25 protein-coding genes and 1 riboswitch are annotated in these 26,218 nt (G+C 46.6%); of the genes, 16 read left to right on the top strand and 9 right to left on the bottom strand.

Annotated features, from left to right (window positions below; all coding sequences use genetic code 11):
* The first annotated feature begins 58 nt into the window (after positions 1 to 58).
* The 5 genes from R7V76_RS06420 (at position 59) to R7V76_RS06400 (ending at position 5,235) form a co-directional block, all read left to right on the top strand.
* On the top strand, positions 59 to 1,351 hold the full coding sequence (locus tag R7V76_RS06420) for a trypsin-like peptidase domain-containing protein (protein ID WP_318091664.1): 1,293 nt from the start codon (positions 59 to 61) through the stop codon (positions 1,349 to 1,351).
* Positions 1,352 to 1,706: 355 nt separating this feature from the next.
* Positions 1,707 to 1,868, top strand: coding sequence for a CxxH/CxxC protein (locus R7V76_RS06415; RefSeq protein ID WP_318091663.1), 162 nt, complete (start codon positions 1,707 to 1,709; stop codon positions 1,866 to 1,868).
* A 72-nt stretch (positions 1,869 to 1,940) separates the two neighbouring features.
* Complete coding sequence (gene rlmH / locus R7V76_RS06410) at positions 1,941 to 2,420, top strand: 23S rRNA (pseudouridine(1915)-N(3))-methyltransferase RlmH (RefSeq protein WP_012371884.1); 480 nt, start codon at positions 1,941 to 1,943, stop codon at positions 2,418 to 2,420.
* 182 nt (positions 2,421 to 2,602) lie between these two features.
* Positions 2,603 to 3,643 (top strand): hypothetical protein, encoded by a 1,041-nt coding sequence (locus R7V76_RS06405; protein ID WP_318091662.1) that lies wholly within the window; start codon positions 2,603 to 2,605, stop codon positions 3,641 to 3,643.
* Positions 3,644 to 3,747: 104 nt separating this feature from the next.
* Positions 3,748 to 5,235, top strand: coding sequence for an ATP-dependent nuclease (locus R7V76_RS06400; protein ID WP_318091661.1), 1,488 nt, complete (start codon positions 3,748 to 3,750; stop codon positions 5,233 to 5,235).
* 165 nt (positions 5,236 to 5,400) lie between these two features.
* Here the strand turns inward: R7V76_RS06400 and R7V76_RS06395 are convergent, their stop codons facing one another.
* The 3 genes from R7V76_RS06395 to R7V76_RS06385 form a co-directional block, all read right to left on the bottom strand.
* The gene (locus R7V76_RS06395; protein WP_318091660.1) at positions 5,401 to 5,562 is read right to left on the bottom strand and encodes a hypothetical protein; all 162 of its coding nucleotides are present in this window, start codon (positions 5,560 to 5,562) and stop codon (positions 5,401 to 5,403) included.
* A gap of 226 nt (positions 5,563 to 5,788) precedes the next feature.
* Positions 5,789 to 6,031 (bottom strand): hypothetical protein, encoded by a 243-nt coding sequence (locus R7V76_RS06390; RefSeq protein ID WP_318091659.1) that lies wholly within the window; start codon positions 6,029 to 6,031, stop codon positions 5,789 to 5,791.
* A gap of 15 nt (positions 6,032 to 6,046) precedes the next feature.
* A complete protein-coding gene (locus R7V76_RS06385) occupies positions 6,047 to 6,679 on the bottom strand; it encodes an HNH endonuclease family protein (RefSeq protein WP_028105361.1) in 633 nt (210 codons plus the stop codon).
* Positions 6,680 to 7,369: 690 nt separating this feature from the next.
* Here R7V76_RS06385 and R7V76_RS06380 point away from each other — a divergent pair.
* The 6 genes from R7V76_RS06380 to R7V76_RS06355 all read left to right on the top strand — a co-directional run bounded on the left by R7V76_RS06380 (position 7,370) and on the right by R7V76_RS06355 (position 13,831).
* Positions 7,370 to 7,588: a hypothetical protein gene (locus R7V76_RS06380; RefSeq protein ID WP_318091657.1), complete on the top strand. Its 219-nt coding sequence runs from the start codon at positions 7,370 to 7,372 to the stop codon at positions 7,586 to 7,588.
* 28 nt (positions 7,589 to 7,616) lie between these two features.
* Positions 7,617 to 7,796 carry a hypothetical protein gene (locus R7V76_RS06375; RefSeq protein ID WP_318091656.1) on the top strand — a complete coding sequence of 60 codons (180 nt, stop codon included), beginning with the start codon at positions 7,617 to 7,619 and terminating at the stop codon, positions 7,794 to 7,796.
* A 126-nt stretch (positions 7,797 to 7,922) separates the two neighbouring features.
* Positions 7,923 to 9,119, top strand: coding sequence for a DUF4317 domain-containing protein (locus tag R7V76_RS06370; protein WP_318091654.1), 1,197 nt, complete (start codon positions 7,923 to 7,925; stop codon positions 9,117 to 9,119).
* A gap of 253 nt (positions 9,120 to 9,372) precedes the next feature.
* Positions 9,373 to 10,467 (top strand): alpha/beta hydrolase, encoded by a 1,095-nt coding sequence (locus R7V76_RS06365; protein WP_318091652.1) that lies wholly within the window; start codon positions 9,373 to 9,375, stop codon positions 10,465 to 10,467.
* Between the two features lie 4 nt (positions 10,468 to 10,471).
* Positions 10,472 to 13,246: a glycoside hydrolase family 3 protein gene (locus R7V76_RS06360; RefSeq protein WP_318091650.1), complete on the top strand. Its 2,775-nt coding sequence runs from the start codon at positions 10,472 to 10,474 to the stop codon at positions 13,244 to 13,246.
* A 60-nt stretch (positions 13,247 to 13,306) separates the two neighbouring features.
* Positions 13,307 to 13,831 (top strand): SF0329 family protein, encoded by a 525-nt coding sequence (locus tag R7V76_RS06355; RefSeq protein WP_318091649.1) that lies wholly within the window; start codon positions 13,307 to 13,309, stop codon positions 13,829 to 13,831.
* A gap of 57 nt (positions 13,832 to 13,888) precedes the next feature.
* On the opposite strand, the gene R7V76_RS06350 is transcribed toward R7V76_RS06355, so the two are convergent.
* Both R7V76_RS06350 and R7V76_RS06345 read right to left on the bottom strand, forming a co-directional pair.
* Positions 13,889 to 14,884 (bottom strand): tRNA dihydrouridine synthase, encoded by a 996-nt coding sequence (locus tag R7V76_RS06350; RefSeq protein WP_026831617.1) that lies wholly within the window; start codon positions 14,882 to 14,884, stop codon positions 13,889 to 13,891.
* A gap of 101 nt (positions 14,885 to 14,985) precedes the next feature.
* Entirely contained in the window at positions 14,986 to 16,581 is a 1,596-nt protein-coding gene (locus tag R7V76_RS06345; protein WP_318091648.1) for an FMN-binding glutamate synthase family protein, read from the bottom strand.
* 156 nt (positions 16,582 to 16,737) lie between these two features.
* On the opposite strand from R7V76_RS06345, the gene R7V76_RS06340 reads away from it, so the two are divergent.
* The 3 genes from R7V76_RS06340 to R7V76_RS06330 are packed head-to-tail and all read left to right on the top strand — an operon-like array spanning position 16,738 to position 18,275.
* Positions 16,738 to 17,217: an LURP-one-related/scramblase family protein gene (locus R7V76_RS06340; RefSeq protein WP_318091646.1), complete on the top strand. Its 480-nt coding sequence runs from the start codon at positions 16,738 to 16,740 to the stop codon at positions 17,215 to 17,217.
* A 29-nt stretch (positions 17,218 to 17,246) separates the two neighbouring features.
* Positions 17,247 to 17,756, top strand: a complete 510-nt coding sequence (locus R7V76_RS06335; protein WP_318091644.1) for an LURP-one-related/scramblase family protein — start codon at positions 17,247 to 17,249, stop codon at positions 17,754 to 17,756.
* Positions 17,757 to 18,275 (top strand): NUDIX hydrolase, encoded by a 519-nt coding sequence (locus R7V76_RS06330; RefSeq protein WP_318091643.1) that lies wholly within the window; start codon positions 17,757 to 17,759, stop codon positions 18,273 to 18,275. It begins immediately after the preceding gene.
* A gap of 41 nt (positions 18,276 to 18,316) precedes the next feature.
* Here the strand turns inward: R7V76_RS06330 and R7V76_RS06325 are convergent, their stop codons facing one another.
* Together R7V76_RS06325 and R7V76_RS06320 are read right to left on the bottom strand one after the other, a co-directional pair.
* Positions 18,317 to 19,561: an MFS transporter gene (locus R7V76_RS06325; RefSeq protein ID WP_318091642.1), complete on the bottom strand. Its 1,245-nt coding sequence runs from the start codon at positions 19,559 to 19,561 to the stop codon at positions 18,317 to 18,319.
* Positions 19,562 to 19,770: 209 nt separating this feature from the next.
* Complete coding sequence (locus R7V76_RS06320) at positions 19,771 to 20,316, bottom strand: histidine phosphatase family protein (RefSeq protein WP_318091640.1); 546 nt, start codon at positions 20,314 to 20,316, stop codon at positions 19,771 to 19,773.
* Positions 20,317 to 20,533: 217 nt separating this feature from the next.
* Positions 20,534 to 20,609, top strand: a riboswitch (glycine riboswitch).
* Positions 20,610 to 20,770: 161 nt separating this feature from the next.
* On the opposite strand from R7V76_RS06320, the gene R7V76_RS06315 reads away from it, so the two are divergent.
* Positions 20,771 to 22,138 (top strand): amino acid permease, encoded by a 1,368-nt coding sequence (locus R7V76_RS06315; RefSeq protein WP_318091639.1) that lies wholly within the window; start codon positions 20,771 to 20,773, stop codon positions 22,136 to 22,138.
* Between the two features lie 81 nt (positions 22,139 to 22,219).
* On the opposite strand, the gene R7V76_RS06310 is transcribed toward R7V76_RS06315, so the two are convergent.
* On the bottom strand, positions 22,220 to 23,746 hold the full coding sequence (locus R7V76_RS06310) for a cryptochrome/photolyase family protein (RefSeq protein WP_318091638.1): 1,527 nt from the start codon (positions 23,744 to 23,746) through the stop codon (positions 22,220 to 22,222).
* A 238-nt stretch (positions 23,747 to 23,984) separates the two neighbouring features.
* Here R7V76_RS06310 and R7V76_RS06305 point away from each other — a divergent pair, with 238 nt between their 5' ends.
* Positions 23,985 to 25,478 (top strand): malate:quinone oxidoreductase, encoded by a 1,494-nt coding sequence (locus tag R7V76_RS06305; RefSeq protein ID WP_290827976.1) that lies wholly within the window; start codon positions 23,985 to 23,987, stop codon positions 25,476 to 25,478.
* 64 nt (positions 25,479 to 25,542) lie between these two features.
* Here R7V76_RS06305 and R7V76_RS06300 read toward each other — a convergent pair whose 3' ends face one another.
* Positions 25,543 to 26,085 carry an ECF transporter S component gene (locus R7V76_RS06300; protein WP_318091636.1) on the bottom strand — a complete coding sequence of 181 codons (543 nt, stop codon included), beginning with the start codon at positions 26,083 to 26,085 and terminating at the stop codon, positions 25,543 to 25,545.
* Positions 26,086 to 26,218 lie beyond the last annotated feature (133 nt).

Raw genomic sequence — 26,218 nt, 5'->3', positions numbered from 1 at the left:
CTCGCCACGTGATGGGGGTATACTTGTGTAAAGAGAGTCTAGAAGGAGGCGTGTGTCGATGGATCGACCAGAAGAACCACGGAATGAATCAGATCAGCCTTACGCATCGACCGATGAGACAGGCGGCTTTCCGCCAAGACGGCCCAGTGAAGACGAGCCGGTCAGTCCCTATCGTGAACCATATGAAGAAGAACCGCAGGAACCAAAACGCCGCGGCGGCGGGAAAGCCTTTTTTGTCGGCCTGATCGGCGGGATCATCGGTGCGCTGTTGATTGCCCTGATTGCCTGGCCGTTCGTCCGTGACGAAATGACAAGTCCGACGCCGGTCTCAAACGCGACGCCGGAACAGGCGGCGACGAAAGCAACGGAATCGGAAAACGATATCGTCAGTGCCGTCGGTCAGACGAAGGAAGCGGTCGTCAGCGTGACGAACCTGCAAAGCTCGTTCCAGGGTACCGATCAGGAGACCGGAGCCGGATCGGGTGTCATCTATAAAAAAGACGGCAACAAAGCGTATGTCGTAACGAACTATCATGTCGTCGAAGGTGCAAGCCGGCTGTCTGTCACGTTGTCCGACGGAACGGCACTCGAAGCGAAAGTGCTCGGGGAAGATCCGACATATGATTTAGCCGTGTTGTCGATCGATTCATCAAAAGTGACACAAGTCGTCAAACTTGGAGATTCGGATACGTTACGTGCCGGGGAGACGGTTCTTGCAATCGGAAATCCGCTCGGAATCTTTGCGAACTCGGTCACACGTGGGGTCATCAGTGCCCAGGAGCGGACGGTGCCGGTCGATACGAACAAGGACGGGCAGCAGGACTTCAACACCGAAGTCATTCAGACCGATGCCGCAATCAATCCGGGTAACTCAGGCGGAGCGCTCATCAATACGTCCGGTCAATTGATCGGCATCAACTCGATGAAGATTGCCGAAGCGAGTGTCGAAGGGGTCGGTTTTGCGATTCCAATCAACGAAGCATTGCCGATTATGCGTGATCTCGAACAAAACGGTGAAGTAATTCGCCCGCAACTCGGGATTCAGATCCGTGACGTTCAGGAATTCCCAAGCGGGTTCCGGGAAGATCGTCTGAAGTTACCGAGTGACGTCAACCGCGGGATTGTTGTCGTCGGTTTGACGAAAAACAGCGGGGCAGCAAAAGCAGGGATGAAAGAAAATGATGTCATCGTTGAAATCAACGGTAAAGACATCAACTCGTTTGCTGATTTAAAAAGTGTCCTGTACCGGGATGCAAAAGTCGGCGATAACGTCAAGGTGACGTTCTACCGGGGCGGCGAGAAACAGACATTGGATGTCAAACTTTCGGCGCAAGCGGCGACGGTGCAATAACAGATTCAGATCAACTACTCGTATGCGTGCGGGTAGTTTTTTTGTGCACAGAAAAGAGGGTGTCTCCGGCTCTCATCGTGATTCGCGGTCACGCGCTTTCCTCAGGCGAGGAACAAGCCGCGGGCTTCTTGCCTGTCGGCGTCGAGGCCCGGGTCTCGTTTTCCTCTGACAGCGCGGGCGAGCCGCGCTTTTTCCTGTAGGAGTCGCGTGCAGCGGACACGATGAATGAAGGGAATAGCGAAACAGTGGAGTGAGTAACGTCAAAGCTGTGGATAACTTTTTTCGGCCGGAGAAGTCAATTTTTGTTATACTGGTAGCGGATAAATGTGGATAACTTAAAAGGAGGAAAATACCTGTGGATAAATATGTCTGTTTAGAACACGTCGAGTTAGCGCTCGACGAAGTAGTCGATGAAACGGAAGAGTACCCGATTTTGGAAGAGGTGCCGGCAGAGAAAAACGTCACGTGTGAGTACTGTGACCAGCTCGCGACATATCTTGTGTCAAGCAAAAAATAATTATCAACATGTGGACATGTGGATAACTCTGTGGATAACTCCTGAATTTTCTGTCAGAAAGCGAGAAAAATGATGCAAATTACCATTATCACGGTCGGAAAGCTGAAAGAGAAGTACTTGAAGCAAGGGATTGCCGAATATACGAAACGTCTTGGCGCCTATTGTTCGATTCAAGAAATCGAGGTACCGGACGAAAAAGCACCGGAACAATTAAGTGACGCCGAGATGCAGCAAGTGAAGAAAAAAGAGGGCGAACGGATTTTAGCGAAGATTGGACCGGATGTTCATGTCTACGCACTTGCTATCGAAGGAAAGCAACGGACGAGCGAACAGTTTGCAACGGAACTCGACCGACTGGCGACGTACGGTAAAAGTAAAATCGCGTTTGTCATCGGCGGATCGCTTGGTCTCGCACCGGAAGTCATGCAACGGGCAAACGATACGATTTCGTTCTCGAAGATGACATTTCCCCATCAATTGATGAAGATGATTCTGTGTGAACAGATTTACCGGGCGTATCGGATTAATCGGAATGAGCCGTATCATAAGTAAACTTAAATATGAATAGTATTTTTGGGTTTAAAGCTTGAAGTGAAACTTGTTAAAGATTTCATAAATATAAAACGTATTTGAAATATGAAGCTAATCCATGAATTTAAGATGGTGTTTCTTTTATTTCTTTTTGTATTCTATAAAAATTAGATACAAAAGAAACAAAAAAGGAGGATATGTTTATGAAGTATTGTATTTACCTAAAAAAAACAGAGCCGCTTGTCTCTTTTTCTTCAGGAGAGCATATTTTTCCGGCAGGAATAGGGGGCATACAAAAGTTACCTGTAGAATACGTTAGCCATGAATGCAATAATGCATTTTCTAAAATGGAATTAGAATTTATGAGAGATTCTATCATTTCAATTCCACGTCAGTTTTCCGGACCAGGAAAAAGAGGGAATCTATCTATAAAAAAATCAACGAAGTCTAAAGTTTCAATTCTTAATTCATTAGAACATCCAGATAAATTGGAGTTTGGTTATATAAGCTTAGGAAAAGCTTTTATTATTCCTCAAATTAAAATTGATACTTTTGGAGCTTGTTCTTTTACTGCAGATGTTTCTTTTGGTGACTCTAAGACCGTAATAAAAAACTTTATTAACACTATAGAAAAATCAAAAAAGAAATATATTTTTTTTGAAGGAGATAATTTTAAAAATAATGAATTCTTACTAGGTATTTATAATGGAAAATTATATTTAGGATTAAATAGTAAAGAAAACATAAACTATTTTGAAAAGACTATGCAAGAAATTATATCAAAAAAATTATTATATAACGTAGATCCTATTTATAAAAGTAGCCGTTTAGAAGTAAATCAAACGCTTAAAATGGATTTAAATATATATTTTAGAGTTTGTGCAAAGATTATCTTTAATTACTTATCATATATAAAAGGTCAAGAATTTGTAATAAGAGATTGCTTTGATCCTTTACGTAACTGGATTGTAAATAGTGGAGAAAATGAATTTGTAAAATTAGTACAAGAAAAAGAAATTTTTAAAATTTTAGATTTTCCAAAAGATTCGCATAAAATAGTGATATTTAAAAAGGGAAATTCTTTAATGGGTTATGTAAGTTTTTATGGAGAAACTTTTCAAAATAAAATTGTTTTATGTGAAAATTTTAATGAATCTTTTGAAATAAAAATGTTTATTTGTGATTGGAAACAACGTAAAGAATTTAGCCTTCCTCAATTTTTAGAGCAAATTAACAAAAAATGAATAGGAAAAATTATATTTTAAAATTAAAATAAAGTACTGATTTTTGTATAATTCAGAGAAGTATTCTTCTCGCTAGTAAGAGAATTCCGAAACGAGGTTTTATTATGTCAGAGTACAGTCAGCAGAAAATACAAAAAATTTATATTAATAATTTAAAAAATTTAAAAGAAGTTGAAATAGACTTTAGAGGATCACCATTGACAGCGTTAATAGGTATAAATGGATCAGGAAAGTCTACAATTTTGCATGCTTTAGCTTGTTGTTATAAACCCGTTGATGATACTAAAACAATAAATTATAAATTCAGTCAATTTTTTACTCCAACGGTTGACTCGCATTGGAAAGGAAGCCAATTAACTTTATATCATGATTATAGAATAGGTGTTGATAAACACGAAGGAGAGTCGACGATTTACTCTAAAAACTTAGATCGGTGGTCACCAAAATATGATAGAAGAATTCCTAGAAATGTTTATTATATTGGAATAGATTCTGCAGTTCCAAAAATAGAACAAGAAAAGAAACAGAGTTTTATTAAATACAGTACAAAACTATTGAGTGATGATATATCTAAAATTATAAAAGAAAAAGCTAGTTTTATTATGAATAGAGATTATAGTTCTTATCATTTACATAGTGCTACAAAAGGAGACTATATAGGTGTCGAATTTAACAAGACTAAGTATTCTTCACTCAGTATGTCTGCAGGAGAACAACGTATATTCACAATCTTATCCGAAGTATTTAATGCTCCAAAATATTCATTAATTCTTATAGATGAAATTGATTTATTATTACATGTTTATGCACTTAAAAGATTAATATCAGTAATTCATACTAGAGCTGAAGAAAAAAATCTTCAGATTATATTCTCAACCCATTCTTTAGACATATTGAATATGAATAAAGAGGTTAACATTAGACATTTATACAATACTCCAGAAAAAACTATGTGCTTAATTGATACTAAACCAGATACCATTTTTAGAATAACAGGGGAAATGGAAAAACCAATACAAATTTTTGTAGAAGATACTCTTGCTGTTGCAATTATCAGTAGTATAACTGAAAAATTAAATTTATCGAGGTATACAGAAATTACAAGGTTTGGTGCTGCAAGGAATAGCTTTACAACAGCAGCAGGTCTCTTATTATCTAATAGGCTTAAGAAAGATTTCTTATTTGTACTTGATGGTGATGAATATAAATCTAAAGAGAGTAAAGTGGAATCTATAAAAAAATCTTTAACAGGGACAACTTCAGAAAATCAAGATATGAGAAATTTACTTTTGGATTGTTTCCTGCAATTTAATTTACCTGAAGATAATCAACCAGAGTTTTTTATTCATAGCTTATTAAAAGAACTTCCAGCATCGAATCAAGTAATTCAAATAGCGCATGATATACATAAAGAAGATAATTCTCACAAATATATTGATGAAATAATAGATAGATTAGGCTATTCCAATAAAGAAGTTGGTCTAACACGAGTTATAGACGCAGTCCAAGCTAATGAGAGATGGGAATTTTATATTTCACCTATAAAACAATGGTTAGTTAATAATGGAGAAAAATATAAAGAAACTTTATAAATAGTTTTAATATATGAAAGGACATAATAAAATAATGATCTAAATGAATCAGAATGAGACAAGCTGACAGGTTTAACGATAGGGTCATTGAATCCGCCAATCGTAGTAGATTCAGATGCCCGTATTAATTCATAAATCATGACGTTGCCTCCTTCTACGTAATGATCATTCTAATTCTACCTTCTTCTTTTTCGTTAACATGGCTACGACTACACCAAAAGTCACTGTAACCAAACCGATAAAACCTTGTGGGATGTGTCCGTACAACAACATGAAAATACCGGCGCTGCTCAGCGCGACGCCTGATCCAATCAACACTTCTCTCACTAAAAAGACTCCTTTCGAAATCAAACTGTATATTTCCTTCACTATAACGAATATTTTTATCAAACAGCAATGAACCGATTTATAAATAAAAGTCATGAAAAATAAAGAATTGAGTCTCAACCTGAGCCGAAATTGTTCATTGTGCTTATTGGAAAAATCAAAAACACATGTCGAACGGACAGCGAGGTCAGTTCCACATATGTTTTTTGTAGGACATTTAAATTTTTTATGTTCTTTCTAACACAGTCGCTAACATCCGGTGCACGACTTCGTGATCGCGGACATCATGCAGCTGATAATCCTTGCCGGGTAATGTGTAAACGTCAGTTGAGCCGACGTAGAAAATGGCGAGTTCGAGTTTGCCGTCTTCCTGGCAGGTCGTCCGTAATTCCAGTTCGCCGCTGATGACGCCGACTTCATTCGTCATCACACCGTGCGTGGCGGTGAAAGTAGAGGTTTTCGTTTCCATCGAATCGACTCCTTCTTAGTATGTACAGGTGTTCAGCATCGTTTGCAGTGCTGTTTTTTCAGAGGATTGGAGACTTAAGCCCCAACGGCTTTTCGTGTTGATCCACATCTTCGAGTAGGCACAGCTTGCGCCGGCGCGAGTTGGTTTCCATGTCGATGGATCCTGGTCACCCTTTGAACGGTTTGAGCTTGCGGAGACAGCAATCAATTGCGGACCGTTGAGGTCGTTTGCGAATGCCTGACGTGTCGTTGTCGTCCAGCTGCTTGCACCTGAACGCCATGCTTCCGCGAGCGGCACGACATGATCGATGTCGAGATCGGACGGGTTCGTGAATGTCAGTCCATCATAATAACTGTACCATGAGCCGGACGTGACCGGACAGTTGCCGACATAAGAATCCGCATCGCGTTTCAAGACGACTTGACGGGTGTCACAGCCGCTTCCTTGGCTGCTCCAATGGGGGAAGAGATCACGGGAGTAACCGGTCATTGTACTTTCGGTTTTGACTGTCAGTGCGTTGAGCTCAGATTGAGCCGTCGCTTTTGACGGGATGCCGGACGGGAGTGCGGAAACGGGTGAGAGGTCGAACTGAAACGCAGTGAGAAACAAAACAAACGATACGGCGAGTAGCTTGATTTTCTGGAACATGAACTGCCTCCTCTTATGTAAGTGTGATGAGAGAATCCTCTCAACTCACTCAGTATGCCATCGAATATTTTGGATAGGGTTAAAATAATGTAAACATTACAAAAGTTGAATACTTTTTACCGGAAAAATTTTTTGGGAATTAAGCCTAAAGTAATGGAGAAAGGAATTATAAAAAAAATTAAAATCAATATCGGATCAAAACGAAGTGAATGATTTAAAATTGCGGGGACTTTTAACGTGAAAAAAGCACCCGCTACTGGGATGCTTTGGTTACAGACTTTTATCGTGCGCTGATCGTTTTTTGAAAAAATGGACGACTAAAAAAACTAGAACAATATTTGATAAAAAACCAAACGAATCAAAGAAAGCATCTAAGAGCGGCATTTTTTTCCAGTGAAATGCGTATAAAAAACAAAACAATCGAGCTTACGAACACTACCAGAAGGATGGTCAGAAGAGAACGATTGGTAAAAATCAAGCCGAGAACCAGGAAGACTGACACGAGACCGATGATTTGAGTCACCATGAGACACCTGCTTTCTTTTACATGATCTGTATGTATGATTTTTTCCTTAGTTGAACTTTTCTTAAACAAATTTCCAACGAATCTGTATCATCCAAGAAGGATAATGGGGAAATCTGGAACTTTACATAAGAAAAAACGTATGAATAAAGGAAGGAGCTGAGGGGATGAAAAAAAGATTACATATGTCCATTAAACCAAGTTTTATTTTAGCAGGACTAATTGTCTTGATGATCATTACACTTGTTTTCGTTCAACGTCATCTCAACTCGATTCAGATTGAATCCATTGTTGAGCAGGCAAATGAACGAGGTTTTGGCTACGAATTGGTGATTCATGAACCAATCACGAACTCCTACAGTTTTAGAGCATTCGAACAGGAGTAACAAGAACCCCATCGAAAGGAGAAGTCCGTTGAAAGCCATCAGTCTATTTCTACTGTTCTACGCCGTCACGGTGATGATCATTTATGTCGTGTCGATTTTTCTGCCGGTCGCACTGAATTTCATCGTCTACTTTTCCATCGCGTTGCTGATTGTTCTGGTCGTTTATCTGATTCGACATTATTTATTCAGTTCACGGGCAAAGAATTGAACTCTGTCAGCGAATCTGATTCAAATCTTGTATAGTAAAGGGGTACCTCTGTTCGATTTGGACAGGAGGCACTCCTTTTTTTAGGAGCCACGAGGAATTCAAACGCCAAGGAGCTGAGACCGTACCATGAACAAACAAGACATCAGTGATATCCGTCGCCATTTTAAGGTCGACTCGGAACTACTTAAAATCAACGAAATTTATAATGTATATATCCGCAAGGAAACGAGTGAAATCTTCTATGAGGAAAGCCGACCGTTCGCCTTTCTTGAACTCGAGCAGCAGGAGTTGTTCCTCGCGAATTTCAAGAAAGTCCTGACCGGGAAACTCGACATCAAATTGTTTGAAGTCAAGTTTCAGCAGCCGGAAGAAGGAGCAACCGGACATACGCAACAGTTGCTGTATGAAGGACTCTACACGGAAGAAACGGAAGACTGGACGGAACAGATGCAACAGATTGCACTGAAGATGGTCCAGGACGTCCAGTACGACAATGATATCGTCGTCACGTTCATCCGCGGACAGTACTACAAGACGACAAAACGGCAGGAGGACGAGACGGAGGTCAATAAAAACGATGAAGTCTATACGACACCGTTTATTCTGAGCAGTCTCAATCAGACGGAACTGCCGAAACAGTCGCTTGTCTTCGACTACGTCGATCTCGAGTTCAAGTCGAACCTGTTGATCAACCCGGTCATCAAACTGGCGTCACCGATCGGCGGCTTTTTATTCCCGTGCTTCACGGACAATGCCGCGGACGTCAACCGTGTCCTCTACACAGCCAGCAAACCGAACAAACCGGACCTGCTGTTCATCGAAAACGTCTTAAACGGCGAACAAATCGTGACAGCGGAAGAAGACAAAGCGGTGTTTGAAGAAATCGTCAAACTCGTCATCGGCGAATCGGTCGACTCGAAAACGCTCGCCGGCGTCTATGAGGAAGTCAATCATCTACTTGTCGCAGAAGACGAAAAAGAGGACGAACCGGAAGACATCCCGATGCTTGACGTCAAAGAAGTCGAACGGGTCTTAAAAGCGAGCGGGATCGAAGACGTCAGTACGGAACAGGTCGAACGGGCCTTCAAGACGGTCATCGATGATACGACATACGAAATGAAGGCAAGTAATATTGTCCCGAACTATGAAGCGAAATCGATTAAAATCAATACAAAAGTCGCGAACATCTCGGTCAGTGCGCAAGACTTGAAGTACATCAAGCAGGTCAATTACAACGGCAAACAATGTCTGTTGATTGAAGTCGAGGAAGACACCGTCATCGACGGATTCACGCTCGTTTCGGAAGAAAATATTTTAAGTTAACTCAAAAGGCACCCGTTTCGCGTCATTCCGACAGGGAAAGTACACGAAAGACGGGTGCCATTTTTTGAATCATCCAGAATGATTGATTAATCGGATAAAGATGCGTATGATTGGTTTTGTAAGCGGTATCTTTTAACGAAAAGAGATATCCGATATTTTTTTAATTATTTACGAAAGCGGTTTCGATACTTATTTTTACAAATGAATGATCTCTTATAAGCACGTCAGGAATTCGATAAAAGGAGGAAGAAACATGGGACATAAGTATCAGCAATTGGTCGACCGGTTAGCGCAAAAAAAGACCGGCGAACGGCAGGATGGTGTCGAAGTCGTCATCAAACCGGTGCCGGACCGTCCGGAAAGCGGCGTACTTGATTCGCGCGTTTTAGAAGTCATGATGCAGCAACAGCAGGACAGTTCACCGGCCGGTCCTTTTTCACTCGAAGCAGCGCGGGCCGGGATGGGGTGGGTCAACACCGACCTGACAACGACAGACATCACGACGGAAGACATCATAATTCCAAGTGCGGAACAACCGATTCCGGCACGAATCTATCGTCCCCGGTCGACGGAACCATTACCGGTGGTTGTCTATTTCCACGGCGGCGGCTTTTTCGGCGGAACGCTTGAACCGGTTGAACATCCTTGCCGGTTGTTGGCGGAACAAGCGAATGTCGTCGTGATTTCGATCGATTACCGACTCGCACCGGAACATCCATTTCCAGCCGGTCTGAACGACTGTTTTACGGCCGTCAAATGGGTTTATGAACAGGCGGAAGAGCTCGGAATCAGCCGTACACAACTGGCTGTAGCCGGCGACAGTGCCGGCGGGAACTTAGCGACGGTCTGTGCCCTGCTTGACCGCGAACAACAGACTGAGATGATCCAGTACCAAATCCTGCTCTATCCGGTCGTCAATCTCGCGGCTCTGCCGACGGATGATTTCAACTGGCGTCTTGACGCATACGAGATGAATGAAAACCGGAAACTCCTTGAAGGAATCGTCACAGCCCTTGAAGACACGGATGGACTGTTGAACCGGTTGTACCTGCAAGGGACGACGGACGTCCAGGATCCACATGTCTCTCCGCTCTTCAGCGACAAGTTGGCAGGACTGCCGGAAGCATTGATCATCACGGCGGAATACGATTACCTCCGTCTCGAAGGCGAAGCGTACGGACGAAAACTCGCGCGGTCAGGCGTCAAAACAAAACGGATTCAATACAACGGCATGGATCATGCCTTTATCGAAAAGCTCGGGCAGTATCCGCAAGCGGAAGACTGCATCACGGAAATTGCAAACGGTCTGAAGAAACGGTTTGCGACTACACAACCAACAGGAGGATAAATCGATGACGACATATACATTAGATTGGAACGCCTATACGGCACTGGCAAGGCAGACGGTCGCAGAAGGAGCGGTCCTGCTGAAAAATGACAAACAGACGTTGCCGCTGCCTGCGGGAACAACAGTCTCGGTGTTCGGACGCAATCAGTTCAACTATTACAAAAGCGGAACGGGGTCCGGCGGAATGGTCAACGTCACGCACGTGACAAGTCCGCTCGAAGCGTTGCAACAACATCCGGATGTGACGGTAAACCAGTCGTTGCTCGACGTCTATGAAGTCTGGCTGAAAGATCATCCGTTTGATAAAGGCGAAGGCTGGGCGGCGGAACCATGGTCACAGGAAGAAATGCCGGTTACGGATGAAGTCGTCGCAGACGCAGCGTCGCAATCGGACGTTGCCATCATCATGATTGGCCGGACGGCCGGTGAAGACCGCGATAATACAGCGGATCCCGGCAGTTACCTGCTGACGGACGTCGAATTGACATTGATCGAAAAAGTCTCGGGAGCGTTCCCGAAGACCGTCGTCTTATTAAACGTCGGAAATGTCATCGACATGCAGTGGGCGCTTGATTTCAGTCCGAGTGCGATCCTGTACGGATGGCAAGGCGGAATGGAAGGCGGCAACGCGTTGGTCGATCTCTTGACGGGAGCAGTCACACCATCCGGAAAACTGCCGGATACGATTGTCCGTTCCCTCGATGCATACCCGTCAACACCGTACTTCGGCCATGAGGACCGGGCGATTTACAAAGAAGACATCTATGTCGGATACCGTTATTTCGAGACGTTTGCGAAAGACGATGTTCTTTATCCGTTCGGATTCGGCTTATCGTATACGACGTTTGATGTCGTAACTGACAAGGTCGACATGACGGAGCAACAGGTCACGTTAACCGTCACCGTCACGAATACAGGAGCGCACAGCGGGAAAGAAGTCGTCCAGGTATATCTTGAAAAACCGCAGGGACAACTCGGCAATCCGGCACGCGGACTTGTGACGTTTGCGAAAACGCAACAGCTTGAACCGGGCCAACAGGAAACGTTGACGCTGACCGTTCCGCTGACGGAATATGCGAGTTACGATGACGCCGGTGCGACGGGGCATAAATCGTCTTACGTCATCGAAGCAGGGGCCTATCATCTGTACGCCGGAACGGACGTCCGGACATCGGTGCATGTAGCGACACAAACGATTGAGACGTTACGTGTCATGGAGACATTAAGTGAAAACATGGCACCGGTCACGGCATTCGACCGGCTGAAGCCGCAACAGACAGAGACCGGATATGACGTGTCGTATGAAGCGACACCACTTCGGACGATTGATCCGGAAGCCCGCCGTTTAGCCGAACGACCGGCAGCACGCACGTATTCGGACAACCAGGGACTGACGCTGAAGGACGTCTACGAAGAGAAGACGTCACTCGATGTGTTCCTTGATCAGTTGTCGGATGAGGATTTGGCAGCAATCGTCCGCGGCGAAGGGATGAATTCCCCGCGCGTCACGCCGGGTACGGCGGCAGCATTCGGCGGTGTCACCGACCGGTTGACAGCGTTCGGGATTCCGGCGGCCTGCTGTGCCGATGGTCCGTCCGGCATCCGGATGGATATCGGAACCAAAGCCTTCTCACTGCCGAACGGAACGCTCGTCGCGTCAACGTTCAACGTCGATCTGGTGGCCGACTTATTTGAAATGACAGGGCTTGAACTCCGGAAAAACGGCATCGACACGTTGCTTGGACCGGGGATGAACATCCATCGTCATCCGCTCAACGGCCGGAACTTCGAATACTTCTCGGAAGATCCGCATTTAACGGGGATGATGGCCGTCGCCCAGCTCGACGGGATGCACCGGGTCGGCGTGACCGGAACACTCAAACACTTAAGTGCCAACAATCAGGAATTCCATCGTCACGATCTCGATTCGATCGTCTCGGAGCGGGCGTTACGGGAAATTTATCTAAAAGGATTTGAGCACGCCGTCAAACGGGGACAAGCGTATGCGATCATGACGACATACGGTGCTGTCAATGGTCTGTGGACGGCTGGATTGTACGATCAGAATACACGGATTCTCCGTGACGAGTGGGGCTTTGACGGTGTCGTCATGACCGACTGGTGGGCGAAGATCAATACCGAAGAAACGGAAGCCAACCGGCAACAGACAGCGACGATGGTCCGTTCTCAAAATGACCTTTACATGGTCGTTGGAGAACCGGGGGCGAATCCGTTTGAGGATGATACACTGTCATCGCTTGCGGACGGGACGTTGACACGGGCAGAATTGTTGCGGAGTGCGGCGAACATCTGTCAGTTCATCCTGCGGTCACCGGTCATGGAGCGCACACTTGGTCAGGAAGCGACAGTCGACGTCACCGGATTACCGGAAGAGGCAGATGATTTGAACGAACAGGCCGTGACGCATCAGCAACTTCAAAGCGGTGTCCCGATCGTGTTTGATGAACTCGACACGTCGACTGGAAGCAGCCATGTCTTCGCCGTGACGGCGGAAGAAACCGGCATGTACCACGTCACGTTTGAAGCCCGGTCCTATGCCGGGGAACTGGCACAGATGCCGGTGACGTTGTTTGCGAACAACATGCCGGTCGCGACGTTTACGTTTAACGGGACAAACGGCGAATGGGTGACGCAGACGAAAGACGTCTTCGTCTTTAATCCGCACAACTACTTCAAGCTGTACTTTGCACTTGGCGGGCTTGAGCTCAAAAACATCACCTTTACGTTAACGGAATCGTTCCATATGAAAAACGGGTAAACTTAAACACCAGGCAGTCAGTTGCTGCCTGGTGTTTAACGCGTTTTAAAGGAGGACCCGATGCAATTCTCAAAAATGAAAAAGCAGATGCTATCATTCGTCGCGCCGTCACTTCGACCACGTCTCGATCTTTATGCGACAGTCGACCGGCATTTTCATGACGGTGAAGCCCGAATCTGGATGACGCTGGATGGGGAAGAAATTTTTCGGGCGGAGGATTTACGTTTTACGCACGAAGTAGACCGTCGCTATGCGTTGGCGAAGGCTCGATTGCCCCAAAAGCCGGAGCGAATCACGGTGGAGATTTTTCAATCGGACTGGTATAAAACATCTCGTGAATTATATGAGCAGATTGAACATGAGTTGGAGCAAGAAGGATGGCATGCCAATTACAACGTACAACAGGATTTGCTGCTGTACCCGACGCTCTCGATTGACGAAGCGTTGAGCCATCCCCATGCCTTCATCCGCGGTTTTGCGTTGCTCGATCGGCGGGTCGGGAAACGGAGGCTGGAACGGATAAACGGTGACACACCGTTTGAATTCACCTGTTTAAAGATTCGATTGGAAGCGGAAGTGAACTAACGCCAAAAAAAGAGCAAGGCGCGATGCCTTGCTCTTTTACATGTTCAATTCAAATCCTTAAATCGAAAACGAATTAACAGCGTGAATGCCTTCTTGTTCGACGAATTCGTCAAGCAATGCCCGGACGTCATCCGTTGAGTTCGTGTCCATCAAACGGGCGCGCAGTTCGCTCGCCCCGCGGAAACCGCGGACATAAATCTTGAAGAACCGGCGGAGCGGTTTGAAGAGACGCGGCTCGAATTCAGCTGAATACTGATCATGTAGGTCGAGTTGCAGACGTAACAGACCCAACAATTCTTCGCTCGAATGGTCTTTCTTTTCGACTTCGAACGCAAACGGGTTATGGAAAATCCCGCGTCCGATCATGACGCCGTCGACACCGTACTGTTCGACGAGTTCAAGACCATGTTGACGGTCGTTGATGTCTCCGTTGATCGTCAAGAGCGTTTGCGGTGCTACTTCATCGCGGAGTTTCTTGATTTCCGGAATCAGTTCGAAGTGGGCCGGGACTGCACTCATTTCTTTACGCGTCCGCAGGTGAATCGACAGGTTGGCGATGTCCTGCTCAAGGATATGACGTAACCAGTCGTGCCACTCCTCGACTTTCGAATAGCCGAGTCGTGTCTTGACGCTGACCGGCAGACCGCCGGCTTTTGCTGCTTGAATCAGTTCAGCGGCGACATCGGGACGGTTGATCAGTCCTGATCCCTTTCCGTTGACGGCGACGTTCTGGACCGGACAACCCATGTTGATATCGATTCCTTTAAAGCCCATTTCCGCCATTCCGATACTCATCTCACGGAAATATTCCGGCTTGTCGCCCCAGATGTGGGCGACCATCGGCTGCTCATCTTCCGTGAACTCAAGGCGTCCGCGGACACTCTGTTTCCCTTTTGGGTGACAGTAACTTTCTGTATTCGTAAATTCAGTGAAGAAGACATCCGGTCGCGCTGCTTTCGCGACGACGTGACGGAAAACGACGTCCGTGACATCTTCCATTGGGGCAAGTACAAAAAATGGTCGTGGCAGGTCCTGCCAAAAGTTGTTTTTCATCGTATATAAAACCCTTTCCTTAAGGTAATTCGTTTTGCTCAATTAAAATTTCATCAACTATACACTTTAAGCGTAATAAGGAAAAAGTGCAAGCGGATGGTTCAGGAAAGAGGCTGTTGCGGATAATGAATCAACGAGGTGGCGGGTATGACCTGGCCGTTTTGTTGTTTGTAGATGATGTGGTCTGCCGACAGCTCGGTCGGCGACTTCAGACCGGCAGCGGCAGTCAGATTATATAACCCTTCCCGGAGCGAGATGATGTAGTTCGTCACGCGGAAACTTTTTTCATCGACGATCAACGCTTGCTGGAGTTTCGGATCGGTCGTCGCGACTCCGACCGGACAGTGGTTTGTATGGCAGACTTGCGCCTGGATACAACCGACGTTAAACATCAAGCCGCGGGCGATGTTGACGAAATCGGCGCCGAGCCCTAAGGCGACGGCAATCTTATCGGCACTGATCAGTTTTCCGGAAGCAAACAGTTTGATCTGGTCGCGTATGCCATGCGCGACCAGCAACTGATGCAGATACGGCAAGGCGGATTTGAGCGGTAAGCCGGCTGCATCCGCGAGTTCCTGGAACGACGCACCGGTTCCGCCTTCTCCGCCATCAATCGTGATGAAATCCGGATGTTTACCGGACGTTGCCATATAAGAGACGAGGTCGTGCAGATCGTTTAGATTGCCGACGACGAGTTTGATGCCGACCGGCTTTCCACCGGTTTCCCGCAACAGCTCGACAAACGTCAGCATCTCTTCCGGTGTCTGGAATTCGTTGAACCGGTTGGGACTGTCGATGCTGACGCCGGCTTTGACGTTCCGGACGGCTGCGATTTCGGCCGTGACCTTTTCGCCTTCGAGGTGGCCGCCCCGTGTTTTTGCACCTTGCGCCAGTTTCAGCTCAAAGGCTTTGATTTGCGTCAGCTCACTTTTCTTTTTGAATTCCTCCAGTGAAAAAGCACCGTCTTCCGTCCGGACACCAAACAGTCCCGGTCCAATCTGAAAAATGATGTCGACGTCACCTTTTAAATGATAATCGGACAGTCCGCCTTCGCCGGTGTTCATCCAGGTTCCTTCCGCCCGACCGAGACCGATCGACAGTGCCGTAATCGCCCGGTCACCGAGCGCACCAAAACTCATCGCCGATTGACCGATCAGTCCGAAGACTTGAAACGGCTGACGGCAGGTATGCTCCCCAATGATCGGAGCGTCAGCGGCGGGAAGTAAAAACGGCGCAATCTGCTTTTCGACTAAGTGTTCTTTACGGGTCAGGAGATTATCTTGATCGAGCTGATAGAGGTGAGTCGTGATTTTATGTTGATTATCGATCCTCAGTTCCTGACGGTTCGTCGGAAAAAGGGCATTTTGCAGATAAAAGCCGGCTGCTTCAAAATCACGTTCGGAACCAAATCCCATCGTCCGCGTATTATATTTACCGGATAAAACTGCTGTTTTGTAATCGTTCCGGGAAAATGGTTTGTCTTCATTGTTGTTTAAGAATAAGTACTGCCGAAGTTCAGGACCGATTTTTTCAAGGATGTAACGGATTTTTCCGAGCACGGGAAAGTTTCGTAAGATGGAATGTTCCTGTTGTCTGTGATCGATGTTCCACAGGTAGAGTCCAAGCGCCAACGGAACGAAGATGATGAGTGAAATCAATGTCAGGATGATCGTTAAAATAATGGTATCAGTCGACATGGGAGTGCCTCCTTCAGGAGTGGGAGCAGCGGGACGATGAAGAGGGAAAAATAAATACGTTAGTCGAATAAGGTAAAACAAGACTGTTCTATCCCGATACCACTTGCCAAAAGAATACAAACCTAACGGATCAGATGAATGAAAGGATGATTTCTTATGCATACACTGTACATGAAACAGAAAGTATTCAGTTTACGGGGACGATTTTCGATTCAAGATCAGCAGGAACAAGACGTCTATCTTGTCGAAGGCAGCTTTATGAAACTGCCGAAGACTTTTTCCATCTCGACGGTTGAGGGAGAGGAAGTCGCTGTCATCACGAAAAAAATGCTCAGCCTGTTACCGAAGTTTTTTATCGAAGTTGACGGTGAGACACTGACGATCGAAAAATCATTTACGTTCTTTAAGGACCGCTACACGATTGATGCGGCGGATCTTGAAATTGACGGAGACTGGTGGGATATGGATTTTGAAATCAAGCGTCACGGCGAAGTCGTCGGAAGCGTCGAGAAAAAATGGTTCACATTTGGTGACAGTTATGAAATTCAAGTCTTTGATCCGGACATCGAGAAGATTTTGATTGCGCTTGTCGTCGCCATTGACTGTGTCAAAGAAGATGAAGAATCCAGTTCGTGATAAGAAAGCACTCGGGAGAGGAAACGGATATGAAACAGCTTTTGATGAAACAGTCGTTTGAATGGAACCGCCGATTTACAGTTGCGGATGAAACCGGACAAATCGTGTATGAAGTAAGAGGACAATTGTTCCAGATGCAGAAAAATTGGCAACTCGTGCACGAAGGGTCCGAAGTCGGCCGGGTGACGAAACAGACGTTCAGTATGTTACCCCACGTCCTGATTGAACTGGACGGGCGCGTCGTTGCGACGATTCAAAAAACCGGATTTGTGATGTTTTCGAATTACTGGATCGACAGCCGGGAGTTGCACGTCGACATCAACTGGGCGACGATGACATTCAGCGTCATGTATCAGGGGAATAAAATCGGGCAAGGCAAAAGACGCTGGGTCCGTTTCGGTAAACAATACGAATTGACACTGCTTGACGAGACGGCAGAACAACTGTTTTTGAGTGTCGTCCTAGGTCTTGACCGGGCGAAAGCCGATAAGACGGTTTCGACGCTGTTTTCAGATGACTGGACAAGGGGGAAGAAATAAATGGAACGATGGGATATTTATACGGCAGACCGCGTAAAAACAGGCCGGACCTGGCCGCGGGGGACAGAATTAAAAGACGGCGATTACCATCTCACTGTACATGTCTGCCTGTTTAATAAGCAGGGACAGATGTTGATTCAGCAACGTCAGCCGTTCAAAGAGGGCTGGCCGAACATGTGGGACCTCAGTGTCGGGGGAAGCGCGACGGCGGGTGACACGAGTCAAACGGCAGCTGAGCGTGAATTGTTCGAGGAACTCGGACTATCGCTGTCATTCGAAGGACGGCGGCCACAGTTGATGGTGCCATTTGAAGTCGGATTTGACGACTATTACTTAATTGAAACGGAAGTCGATTTGACGACCTTGACGTTACAGGAAGAAGAAGTCCAAACCGTTAAATGGGCGACGGAAGACGAAATCATTACCGGGATCCGGGAAGGCGTCTTCATCTCCTATCATGAACCGTTGATCCGGTTGCTGTTCATCCTGCGGCATCAATACGGTGCGCATCAAAAATAAACAATCCCCAGGTCGCCGGCGACACTGGGGATTGTTTGCAATCAGGCTGTTTTTTTCGAAGCCGGAACCGATTGTTTCGGTTTGGTTTCCGGTAAAAAGAGACTAAAGATGAGGTACGTCGAACAGCTGAGGAAAAAGACGACCATCGAAGCCGTATAACCCATCTGACCAAGCGTGTAACTCCAAATAATCGTAAAGATGGTTTGGGTCGCATACGCAATCGCCCAGAACAGGCCAAACAAGACGGTAATCTTTTGTGGTGTCATGCCTTTCATCTCGTGGGCCAGGTTCATGAAAATTGGATACTGAATGTACATCGCAAACCCGGAGACGAAAGCAAAGAGATACGAGACGAGCGGTGAGATATTGCCAAATGCAACCGTGACGATGAAGCTGCCAATCATCACGAAGCCGCTGATCAGAAGAATCGGTTTTCGTGGTGTCCCGCGGCTGCCGATTTTCAGACCGACCAAGGTCCCGATAATGCCGGCGCCGGAGACCAGCAGATTGACGAGCGATCCGTTTAACTCGGTATACGTGTCAAACACCGGTTTGAGTCCGACGAGCGACAGAATATACAGTGTCAGGAAGCCGCCGAACGCGATCGCATACTTCCATAAGAAGCTGTCTTTGATCGCATCCCGGTAGCCGTAAGCCGTGACGACTTCATTTTGGTCGCTTGCCGTGTTCAAATCGAATTCTTCACTGAAGATCAACCAGGCGAGGAACAGGACGGCTGTTAAAGCAGCAAAAATCGTTAACGTCAGTTGCCAGTTGTTCGTAAATTGGGTCGCAAAAAACGTAAACAGTAACGAGACGACAAACGCACCGACATTATACGAGACGGTATTGAGCGCATTGATCCGGAGTTTTTCCGTCGGATTACTGATGTAACGGGTGACGACCGGATTCATGTAGACGATGACCATCGAGCCGCCGAGCCCCATGACCATCCGGGCTGCCGTGTATGCCCAGTAGTTCGGCAGATAAATGGCGACGATCGACATCATCAGGAAGAACAGTGCCAGCATCGGTGCTTTTTTAGGTCCCAGTTTCATCAGAATCAGTGCCGCCAAGATGTTCGCGAAAACACGGGCGGTCGTGATCGAGTAGTTGACGAGTTGTGAAATCAACGGGTCAACGGTCCGGTCTCCGAAAAAATGAGCCGTGATTTGCGGGGTTAATGAGGAACCGGCGACCCAGTTCATGGCGAACGTCGCATAGGCGAACCAGAGAACAGCCATCATCAAATACCCTTTTCGTGCATGACTTGCTTGTGTAGACATAATGTACCCCTTCTTTTCTTAAGCCGAATCGCTGTAAGACAGGAATTCGAACTACTTCACTTTGTTATCAATTCGTTAAATGTAGTCGAGTTCGAAGGGGAAGTAAAATAGATAATTCTTATGTTTTCCATAAGTTAAAAGAATAGATAAAAAGTTATCATATGCATTTGGTGAATACTTGAAAAAATGACGTTTTTTCTTCAGTCTGTTTACGCATTGAAAGGCAAGCGTTCGTAAGTCAGACCCTCAGAATTTTTGACGAGACGATAGATATCCGGGTTACGCAACTGTTCCCAGTCCGGATAGCCGAAATTTGAATCGATGGATTTTAACAATAGAGCCATCGCGTTTCCGTGCGTCACCAATACGGTATGACGGGCAGGATGAAGAAATGCCTCATGGAGGACGGATGAGGTCCGTTCCATTGCTTCACGACTGGATTCACCACCGGGAAATCGGAGATTGAGATCGGAAAATGTCGCTTTTAAGTCAGCCCGCCAGTCATTTAACGAAGAAGTACTGAGTATACGTTCCTGCAACCGATTCTCCAATTCGATTGGACAATCATACATAGTGGAAAGCGGAAAAACAGTGTCGCATGCGCGTTGAAATGGACTCGATAAAATCCGGTCAACCGGAATGGATTTGAAAAAGTCAGCGAGTAATAGCGCTTGTTTTTGACCTTGAGCCGTCAACGGAGCATCGGCTGCTTGTCCGGTCGCTTCACAATGACGGATAAGATAATAGGTCTGCAATGTAAGTACCTCCTCTGGATGTAACCATATAAAAGAGTTCTGGTAATAGAATGGAAAATCCTCTTTCAAGTTATGAAAGAAGAAATGAAAGAATTCGATAAAACGGTTGACAAACGATCTTAAGATTACTAGTATTAGAAACAATTCAGGTGATTATGTCACCTCAGCAACCGAATAAAAAGAGAAAGCTATGATTGTCATGGGTCACACTATGGCAGGAGCAGCTTCTGGAGAGACCGTGTAAACGGCGCCGAAGGGTTCACAATCTCAGGCAAAAGGACAGAAGAGTACTAAATCTTTATTTTTTGTGTGGGCTTTGCCGACCGGAAAATGATTATTTGCTATTCTGATGATTTTTTTGAGATTGGACACCCGTCCAGTCTCTTTTTTTGTTGGACTGACAGAACAGTCTGACCGGGGGAAACAGAGAGATCATCAAAGGAGGAGTTCAGGTTTGGAACAGCAAGGATTAAAGCGGGATTTATCGAATCGTCATGTCCAATTGATTGCGATTGGTGGAACGATTGGAACGGGGTTGTTTTTAGGATCGGGGAAAGCGATTCAGCTGGCCGGTCCATCGATCGTATTTGCTTATCTGCTTGTCGGGATTGCGATTTTCTTCGTCATGCGGGCACTCGGAGAGTTACTGTTGTCAAAAGCCGGTTATCAGTCACTGACGGATATCGCGGAAGATTATCTCGGACCGCGCGCCGCGTTCGTAACCGGCTGGACGTATTGGTTCTGCTGGATCATGACGGCGATGGCCGACGTGATTGCCGTCGGTGTTTACGTTAAATACTGGTTTGATATCCCGCAATGGATTCCGGCCGTTATCGCTCTGTTGATTCTGCTCGGCTTTAACCTTCTGACGGTCAAACTGTTCGGGGAACTCGAGTTTTGGTTCGCCTTGATCAAAGTCGTCACGATTTTGGCCTTGATCGGCGTCGGAATCGTCCTGCTCGTCATCGGCTTTAATACAGATGCGGGACCTGTCACGGTCAAGAACTTGTGGCAGCATGGCGGGATGTTCCCGAACGGTGTCACCGGATTCCTGTTGTCGTTCCAAATGGTCGTCTTCGCCTATGTCGGTGTTGAACTGGTCGGTGTCTCGGCCGCTGAAACGGCTGATCCGAAAAAGAACATTCCGTCTGCCATCAATAAGATTCCGTTACGGATTCTCTTCTTCTACGTCGGTGCCTTATTGGTCCTTCTAATGATTAATCCATGGACCGGACTGAACGCAACGGAAAGTCCGTTCGTCAAAACGTTTAGTCTGATCGGGATTCCGGTCGCGGCCGGAATCATCAACTTCGTCGTCCTGACATCCGCCGCATCCGCTTGTAACAGCGGGATGTTCTCGACGAGCCGGATTCTTTATAATCTCGGGAATCAAAAACAGGCACCTAAATCTTTTTCGAAGTTGAATAAGAATCACGTGCCGGCGAATGCGTTGTTCGTTTCGACATTGGTTGTCTCGGGTGGAGCCTTGCTGAGTAAATTACTTCCGGGACAAGCGTTCAGCATCGTGACGACGATCAGTGCGATCTGTTTCATCTGGGTTTGGGGCGTTATTCTCGTCTGTCACTTGAAATACAAGAAGACACAACCGGAATTACATGCTGCATCGACGTTCAAAGCGCCGTGGACACCATTCGTTAACTATCTTGTACTCGGTCTGTTCACACTGATTTTAATCGTTATGCTGGTTGCGGATGAAACACGTCCTGCGCTTCTGCTGACACCGGTCTGGTTCATCGGATTGTTTGTCCTGTATCAGCTGCGGACGAAAAAACATCAAAAAGCAGAACGTCACAGTGCGTAATGCATCAAAGAAATAAACCAAGACCCGATTTCCTGCCAAGTAAGGCAGGGAGCCGGGTCTTTCTTGATGTTGATGAAAAGCTCAGCGATGGAACTGTCCGTCCGCCAATTGCTTTTTCAAGGCTGTTGCCTTTTTACGAATCGCCTGCTGATCGCTTTTATCCCGTTTTGCCCACTGCCGGTACATCATCGACATCCGTTGGTTACCGGCGAACCGTTCCTCGTGCCGGGCGATGAAGTCCCAGTATAAGGCGTTGAAGGGACAGGCATTGTCGCCAAGCGCATCCTTTTGATTAAAGGGACAGTTCCCGCAGTAATCGCTCATCTTATGGATATAGTTCGCGGAGGCAATATACGGTTTCGTCGACAGGAGACCACCGTCGGCATGCAAGGCCATCCCGAGCACATTCGGCAGGACGACCCAATCATAGGCATCGATATACATTTCGTTGAACCAGTCTGCTGTCTGTTGCGGGGAAATCTCAAACAGATTAGCAAAGTTCCCGAGCACCATCAGCCGCTGGATGTGATGATTGTGCGCCGTTTCGATGACAGGTCGCAGCGACTCCGCGACACACGTCATCTTTGTTTCGCCATCCCAAAAGAAGTCCGGCAAGTCACGGTTGTGTTTGAGGACATTGACCTGTTCGTACCCCGGCATTTCACTTAAATAAACCGCCCGCATGTATTCGCGCCACCCGAGAATCTGCCGGATGAATCCTTCAACAGCGTTGAGCGGTGCGTCCTGCTCTTCCAGTGCGGCCGCTGCCGCTTTAATGACTTCGTCCGGTGACAGTAAGCCGATGTTGATCGACGAGGAGAGCAGGGAGTGCGATAACGTATCTTCTCCCGTCAGCATCGCATCCTGATAGGTCCCGAACGTCTCAAGCCGTTCGTCGATGAACCGGGCGAGTGCGCGCTGGGCTTCTGCTCGGGTGACCGGCCAGTGGAACGTCTCAAGCTGACCCGGATGGTCGGTAAACGACGTGTCGATCTTTTTCATGACGTCACGTGTAATCTGGTCCGGACGGAACCGGATCGGTGCGTTAAAATCGATGCCGTCCTTTGCCGGTTTCCGGTTATCCGCATCAAACGACCACTTTCCGCCGACCGGCTTATTCCCGTTCATCAACAAATTGCGTTCTTTGCGAAGCTGCCTGTAAAAGCGGTCCATCTTCCATGGTTTGTCCCCAAGCAGTGCGATGGCTTCGTTCTGCGTCAATAAAAAGAGCGGAACATCCGAACAGACATCGACGGTGATGGATTTCGGGAGAGCGTCCTGAAATTTTTTCATGACACGGCGCATCGGTTCGTCTGTAATGGCTGTGTAGATGAGGTGTGTCGGTTTGTACTGCTTTTGGTGTTGCTTCCACGCTTCATCAAACGAATCGGCTTCCCGGTAATCGACCGTGAATCCTTTGTCCCGGAGTTCGTCTGCGAAATGACGCATCGCTGAAAAAATCAGCACCAGTTTTTGTTTATGATATGCCTTCCAGGTTGAGCGGGATGTCGCTTCCACCATCAGGATGATATCTTCTTCTGGGTCGGCTTCTGTTAGAAGCGGTAAGCTTTGACTGAGTTGATTACCGAAAATCCAGCGTGTCGCCATAAATGGTTCCCCCCTTTTTCCTCTATAAGAGTATATAGCCGCTTTTTCTGAAAGTATGTCTCAGGATGTGCATGATCGCTGCAAGGGAAGTGTATTTATTTTTAGCTGGAGGCACCGGATATTTTAATTTATGAACGACCTGTGATAGGGTTATACTGGAAAGGTAAGTTGTCGTCATACGAGCGCTTTCAACTGGTATGACAGGTCCATAATATCAAACGGGGATAGGAAGGATATCATGAGCAGTATGCCTAAACAAACAGATGTTATTTTAATTGGTGCCGGAGTCATGAGCGCAACGTTAGGGGTCTTATTAAAAGAGCTTGCGCCGGACATGAAGATTAAAGTATTCGAGAAGTTAGCGAGTGCTGGGGAAGAAAGTTCAAATGAATGGAACAACGCGGGGACAGGTCACGCAGCACTTTGCGAACTGAACTATACGACGGAAAATGCCGACGGAACGATCGACATCAGCAAGGCTGTCAAAGTCAACGAACAGTTCCAACTGTCGCGCCAATTCTGGTCGCACCTCGTCAAAGAACAAGTTTTGCCGAATCCGAAAGAATTCATCATGCCGATTCCACATATGAGTATGGTCGAAGGAGCGGAAAACGTCACATTCCTGAAAAAACGATTGGAAGCGCTCTCAGCTAATCCGTTGTTTAAAGGAATGGAATTTTCGGAAGATCCGGAACAACTGAAACAATGGATTCCATTAATCATGGAAGGCCGGACATCACCGGAGCCGATCGCAGCAACTAAAATCGATTCGGGAACGGACGTCAATTTCGGTGCGTTGACACGGATTTTGTTTGATCACTTAAAACAACTCGATGTCGAGATCAATTATGGTCATGGTGTCGAAGACTTGAAACGGGTCGACGGCGGTTGGGAAGTCAAAGTCAAAAACGAACGCGACAACCGGATTGAACACCATACAGCGAAGTTCGTCTTTATCGGCGGCGGCGGAGGAAGCTTGCCGTTACTTCAAAAAACAGGGATTCCGGAGTCGAAACAGATTGGCGGATTCCCGGTTAGCGGCTTGTTCCTCGTCTGTAAAAATCCGGAAATCGCCGAGCGTCATCATGCGAAAGTCTACGGGAAAGCGAAAGTCGGCGCACCACCGATGTCTGTCCCGCACTTGGATACACGTTACATCGACGGTCAAAAATCACTCTTATTCGGACCGTTCGCCGGCTTCTCGCCGAAGTTCCTCAAGACAGGATCAAATCTTGATTTGATCACATCGGTCAAACCAAATAACGTCTTGACGATGCTTGCGGCTGGCGCAAAAGAGATGGGATTGACGAAGTATTTGATCGAACAGGTCTTACTGTCGACGGAGCAACGGATGAACGAACTGCGTGAGTTCATTCCGAACGCGAAGACGGAAGACTGGGATGTCGTCGTTGCCGGTCAACGGGTTCAGGTCATCAAAGATACACCACAAGGCAAGGGGACACTTCAGTTCGGAACGGAAGTCGTCAGTGCGGCAGACGGTTCGGTTGCAGCGTTGCTCGGCGCATCACCAGGCGCTTCAACAGCCGTACCGGTCATGCTGGAAGTGCTGGCCAAGTGTTTCCCGGATCAACTGCCTGGTTGGGAAGCAAAAATCAAAGAAATGATTCCGTCGTACGGCACGTCACTCGTCGCGAATCCGGAACTCTTTGATCAAATCCACGCCGAAACAACAAAAACACTTGAATTAACGGAAGCACAACCGATTCGTTAAACACATTATAGGAAGCATAAAAAAGCCCCGTTCTCTTGAAGAGAGCGGGGTTGTTTGTGTGAAATTAGCCACGTTGACGGAAGAAACGTGTTTTCTTTAGGGCAATCCCGACTGGAATCGCAACAAGAATTCCGACGACGTTTTGGATGAGGTTACCTGGAATTGAACCAACTGGAGCTGTCCAACTACTGAAAGCAATTCCTTCATGGACAAAGTACACAGCGAGCATTACAGGAACCGATAAAATCATCCCGAGTAGATTAAATTTGACGTTGTTTCCGTTTCGTCCGCCCGACCATGCGATCCAACCGACGATTAAACCTTGAAGACCGCGTGCGACAAATGTTCCAGGGAACCAAATCATGAAGCCAGTCAGGATATCGTAGAGTCCCATTCCGACTGCGCCAGCAATCATTGCTGTCCGGGGTCCGAAGAGAATCGCAATCAGGAATAACATTGCTGTTCCGAGATGGACAAATCCACCGTTTGGAGCAATCGGTAACTGGATTTTCACGAGCAGAGTTGTGATCAAAACAAGTGCAATCGACATTGCAGTGATGACGAGTTGCCGGGTACGAGTGCTTGAATACGGTGCTGCTTTTTGCATGTGTCAGACCTTCTTTATGATAGATTTTGAATACTCTCAATCTATCAGATTACTGGACTAGCTAAAAGTATCAATTTCGAACAATTTATAGGGGTCAGTTTACGGGTTGACTTCTAATCATGAAATAGGAACA

Origin of the sequence: Exiguobacterium artemiae, from assembly GCF_033342815.1 — a bacterium.
GTDB classification, from domain to species: Bacteria; Bacillota; Bacilli; order Exiguobacteriales; family Exiguobacteriaceae; genus Exiguobacterium_A; species Exiguobacterium_A artemiae_A.
The sequence above is the reverse complement of the archived record's forward strand: the minus strand, read 5'-3'. Positions and strand labels throughout refer to the sequence as shown.

Coding starts and splice junctions, on each gene's coding strand:
- rlmH (WP_012371884.1), top strand. CDS start 1,941: ATGCAAATTACCATTATCACGGTCGGAAAGCTGAAAGAGAAGTACTTG.
- R7V76_RS06405 (WP_318091662.1), top strand. CDS start 2,603: ATGAAGTATTGTATTTACCTAAAAAAAACAGAGCCGCTTGTCTCTTTT.
- R7V76_RS06345 (WP_318091648.1), bottom strand. CDS start 16,581: ATGTCGACTGATACCATTATTTTAACGATCATCCTGACATTGATTTCA.
- R7V76_RS06305 (WP_290827976.1), top strand. CDS start 23,985: ATGAGCAGTATGCCTAAACAAACAGATGTTATTTTAATTGGTGCCGGA.
- R7V76_RS06330 (WP_318091643.1), top strand. CDS start 17,757: ATGGAACGATGGGATATTTATACGGCAGACCGCGTAAAAACAGGCCGG.
- R7V76_RS06365 (WP_318091652.1), top strand. CDS start 9,373: ATGGGACATAAGTATCAGCAATTGGTCGACCGGTTAGCGCAAAAAAAG.
- R7V76_RS06385 (WP_028105361.1), bottom strand. CDS start 6,679: ATGTTCCAGAAAATCAAGCTACTCGCCGTATCGTTTGTTTTGTTTCTC.
- R7V76_RS06300 (WP_318091636.1), bottom strand. CDS start 26,085: ATGCAAAAAGCAGCACCGTATTCAAGCACTCGTACCCGGCAACTCGTC.
- R7V76_RS06360 (WP_318091650.1), top strand. CDS start 10,472: ATGACGACATATACATTAGATTGGAACGCCTATACGGCACTGGCAAGG.
- R7V76_RS06400 (WP_318091661.1), top strand. CDS start 3,748: ATGTCAGAGTACAGTCAGCAGAAAATACAAAAAATTTATATTAATAAT.
- R7V76_RS06380 (WP_318091657.1), top strand. CDS start 7,370: ATGAAAAAAAGATTACATATGTCCATTAAACCAAGTTTTATTTTAGCA.
- R7V76_RS06370 (WP_318091654.1), top strand. CDS start 7,923: ATGAACAAACAAGACATCAGTGATATCCGTCGCCATTTTAAGGTCGAC.
- R7V76_RS06355 (WP_318091649.1), top strand. CDS start 13,307: ATGCAATTCTCAAAAATGAAAAAGCAGATGCTATCATTCGTCGCGCCG.
- R7V76_RS06310 (WP_318091638.1), bottom strand. CDS start 23,746: ATGGCGACACGCTGGATTTTCGGTAATCAACTCAGTCAAAGCTTACCG.
- R7V76_RS06325 (WP_318091642.1), bottom strand. CDS start 19,561: ATGTCTACACAAGCAAGTCATGCACGAAAAGGGTATTTGATGATGGCT.
- R7V76_RS06390 (WP_318091659.1), bottom strand. CDS start 6,031: ATGGAAACGAAAACCTCTACTTTCACCGCCACGCACGGTGTGATGACG.
- R7V76_RS06340 (WP_318091646.1), top strand. CDS start 16,738: ATGCATACACTGTACATGAAACAGAAAGTATTCAGTTTACGGGGACGA.
- R7V76_RS06350 (WP_026831617.1), bottom strand. CDS start 14,884: ATGAAAAACAACTTTTGGCAGGACCTGCCACGACCATTTTTTGTACTT.
- R7V76_RS06335 (WP_318091644.1), top strand. CDS start 17,247: ATGAAACAGCTTTTGATGAAACAGTCGTTTGAATGGAACCGCCGATTT.
- R7V76_RS06420 (WP_318091664.1), top strand. CDS start 59: ATGGATCGACCAGAAGAACCACGGAATGAATCAGATCAGCCTTACGCA.